Raw genomic sequence first — 2,361 nt, 5'->3', positions numbered from 1 at the left:
CCGGGGCCGCGGGCTTTGGTTGGCCCCATCACCGGACCCGGTGGACGGGCCCGGCATTCGACTTCCGACTGGAGACACCCATGAAGTTCACGCTCGGGCGCCGCGGCGCCATGGCCGCGACGGTCGCGGCCCTGACTGTCGGCGCGCTGGCCACGGGGATCACCACCGCCTCCGCCACCAGCGGGTGGACTCGCCTGACCACCTCGCACGGGGTGGGCATCTACGCCTACCACTCCCCGACGTCCGGCAAGGTCACCCTCTCGGACGTCTTCAACGGGGACTACGTCGACGTCCTGTGCTGGAAGCGCGGCGATAACATCGCCAACCAGGGCAACGTCTGGTACTACATCGACAACGAGTGGCACGCCAGCGGCTGGTACGGCAACAGCGCCGGCTGGGTGTACGCGCCCTACGTGGACGACTCCAACGCATGGCGCACCGGCCTCGCCGAGTGCAACTTCGGCTGAGCCGGCTCCCTCAGCCGCCCGAGGGTGTTGCAGAAGGCTCGGTCCGGGGCATTTCGCCTGAATGGGTGGGGTGTTGCGGGCTGAGCCGGTGTGGGTGGAGACGTTCACGGGCTTTCGGATGGACCGGTTCGCGAAGCTGGTGAAGGTGGTGGTGCGGGAGCGGGGCGGGAGGGGCCCGGGTGGTGGCCGGCCGTGGTGTCTGCCGTCGGCGGACCGGGTGCTGCTGGTGGCCGATTACGGTGGCCTATTACTACCGCACGAACCTCACCGTGCGGCAGCTCGCCCCGCTGTTCGGGGTCTCGGCGCCCACGGTCTGCCGGGTGATCCAGCGACTGCGGCCGCTGCTCGAGCTGGAACCGGCCCCGCGGCCGACCGCGGTGGTGGACCGGCTGCGGATCGTGGGCGGACCGCATGCGGCGGATGTTCACCACCGACCGCATCGGCCCCGGGGTCCTCGCCGCCCACGCCAACATGAGCGTACGCACCTTCACCCGCCGCTTCCGCGACGAAGCCGGCACGACTCCCGTCCAGCTGGTGGGCCGTGCGCAGGCCGCTGCGCGGCCGTGAGGATGCGCCGGCCCGGCCGCGATGCCCGGCAGCCATCCCCTCCGGGTCATCCGCCCCGAGGCCCCCGCCGATGTCCCGCCCGGGGCCGGAGCCCGTCAGGGCGACCGGGACGGCCGTAGGACCCGGGCGACCTCGTGAGCGTGGGCGGCGAAGGGGCCGAGGTCGGTGGCCCGGGCGTAGGCGGGGTGGTCGCGATAGGCCGCGATCCGGTCCAGGGCGCGCAGGCCGTAGTAGGCGGACGGCCCCGCCCCCGCACCGGGTGCGGGGTGCGCCCTTCCGGCGGCGACGGCCGGGAGGATCTGCTCGAACAGCGCCTGGCAGGCGCGGACGCTGCGCAGCATGACCTGGTGGTAGCGGTCCTCGGGCCCGAGGGGGAAGCGGTGTTCGGCCAGGACCGGACCGGTGTCGATGCCGGCGTCGACCTCGTGGGCGGTGGCACCGTACTCCGTGTCGCCGTGCAGCAGGGCGAACAGGACGGCTACGGAGGGCAGGCCGCGGTGCCGGGGCAGCAGCCCGTTGTGGATGTTGAGGATGCGAAGGCCATCGGCCCGGAGCAGCGGCTCCCGGAAGATCTGCCGGTTGTTGAGGGACCAGACGATGCCGTCGGTGCAGGCGCGGGCCAGCGTGGCGGCGTGGGCGTTGATGTCCGCCACCGCCAGGTGAGGCGCGTCGGCGGCAGCGGCATCCAGAGGGTCGGCGGAGCAGACCAGGTCGACCCGGTGGCCGCGGGTGGCGGCGTGGGTAACGGCGCGGCGCAGCAGTGCTCCCTCTCCGACGAAGATCATACGGAGGCCTCCTCGCGGGCGACGGCCAGGTGGGCGCAGACCTGTTCGAGCGTCAGGTTCCGTACCAGGCAGTCCAGGCGGCCTGTGAACAGCTGGGCCTGGCGGGGAGTCAGCAGGTCCGAGGAGACGGCGGTGAGCATCTCGACGAGGGCCAGGGAATCGCCACCGAGGGCGTGGAAGTCGGAGTCCGCCGACAGCCGCGCGCCGTCGACGCCGAGGATCGCCGCCCAGTGGTGCCGGACACGCGCTTCCAGAGTGGCCGCCGAGGGTTCGGCCGCCGAGGGTTCGACCCGGGAGGGTGCGCTCGGCGTGGTGCGGGCGAAGGGGTCGGGGAGGGCGTCGAGATCGGTCTTCCCGCTGACCGTGCTGGGCAGCGCGTCGACCACGACGACGTGGGCGGGGACGAGGTGCACGGGCAGGGTCCGGGCGAGCTCGGCCCGCAGGGCGCGGGCCAGGTCTGCGCCTGCTTCAGGGTTGCCGGGGTGCGGCACCACGTACGCGCACAGCACGGCCGACGCGGCGCGCGGGCGCCGGCGGGGCAC

General features: G+C 73.2%; 4 protein-coding genes and 1 pseudogene. 3 read left to right on the top strand and 2 right to left on the bottom strand.

The window, feature by feature from the left end; translation table 11 throughout:
- The first annotated feature begins 80 nt into the window (after window positions 1-80).
- The 3 genes and pseudogenes from AB0I68_RS38955 to AB0I68_RS38945 all read left to right on the top strand — a co-directional run bounded on the left by AB0I68_RS38955 (window position 81) and on the right by AB0I68_RS38945 (window position 1,034).
- Window positions 81-467 carry a hypothetical protein gene (locus AB0I68_RS38955; RefSeq protein ID WP_363182183.1) on the top strand — a complete coding sequence of 129 codons (387 nt, stop codon included), beginning with the start codon at window positions 81-83 and terminating at the stop codon, window positions 465-467.
- 61 nt (window positions 468-528) lie between these two features.
- A pseudogene (locus tag AB0I68_RS38950) lies at window positions 529-874 on the top strand (transposase family protein); the annotation flags it as partial.
- 13 nt (window positions 875-887) lie between these two features.
- Window positions 888-1,034 carry a hypothetical protein gene (locus AB0I68_RS38945; protein ID WP_363182184.1) on the top strand — a complete coding sequence of 49 codons (147 nt, stop codon included), beginning with the start codon at window positions 888-890 and terminating at the stop codon, window positions 1,032-1,034.
- A 95-nt stretch (window positions 1,035-1,129) separates the two neighbouring features.
- On the opposite strand, the gene AB0I68_RS38940 is transcribed toward AB0I68_RS38945, so the two are convergent.
- Complete coding sequence (locus AB0I68_RS38940) at window positions 1,130-1,819, bottom strand: formyltransferase family protein (protein WP_363182182.1); 690 nt, start codon at window positions 1,817-1,819, stop codon at window positions 1,130-1,132.
- A partial coding sequence (locus AB0I68_RS38935; RefSeq protein WP_363182181.1) for a phosphopantetheine-binding protein occupies window positions 1,816-2,361 on the bottom strand: 546 nt, incomplete at its 5' end. The genes AB0I68_RS38935 and AB0I68_RS38940, both read right to left, overlap by 4 nt.

This window comes from Streptomyces sp. NPDC050448, from assembly GCF_040655295.1.
Lineage (GTDB): Bacteria > Actinomycetota > Actinomycetes > Streptomycetales > Streptomycetaceae > Streptomyces.
Note: the sequence above shows the minus strand (reverse complement) of the source record. Positions and strands in the feature narration are given on the sequence as shown.

What these genes read in the sequence shown, in the direction of transcription:
- AB0I68_RS38955 (WP_363182183.1), top strand. Translation starts at nt 81, where the DNA reads ATGAAGTTCACGCTCGGGCGCCGCGGCGCCATGGCCGCGACGGTCGCG.
- AB0I68_RS38945 (WP_363182184.1), top strand. Translation starts at nt 888, where the DNA reads ATGTTCACCACCGACCGCATCGGCCCCGGGGTCCTCGCCGCCCACGCC.
- AB0I68_RS38940 (WP_363182182.1), bottom strand. Translation starts at nt 1,819, where the DNA reads ATGATCTTCGTCGGAGAGGGAGCACTGCTGCGCCGCGCCGTTACCCAC.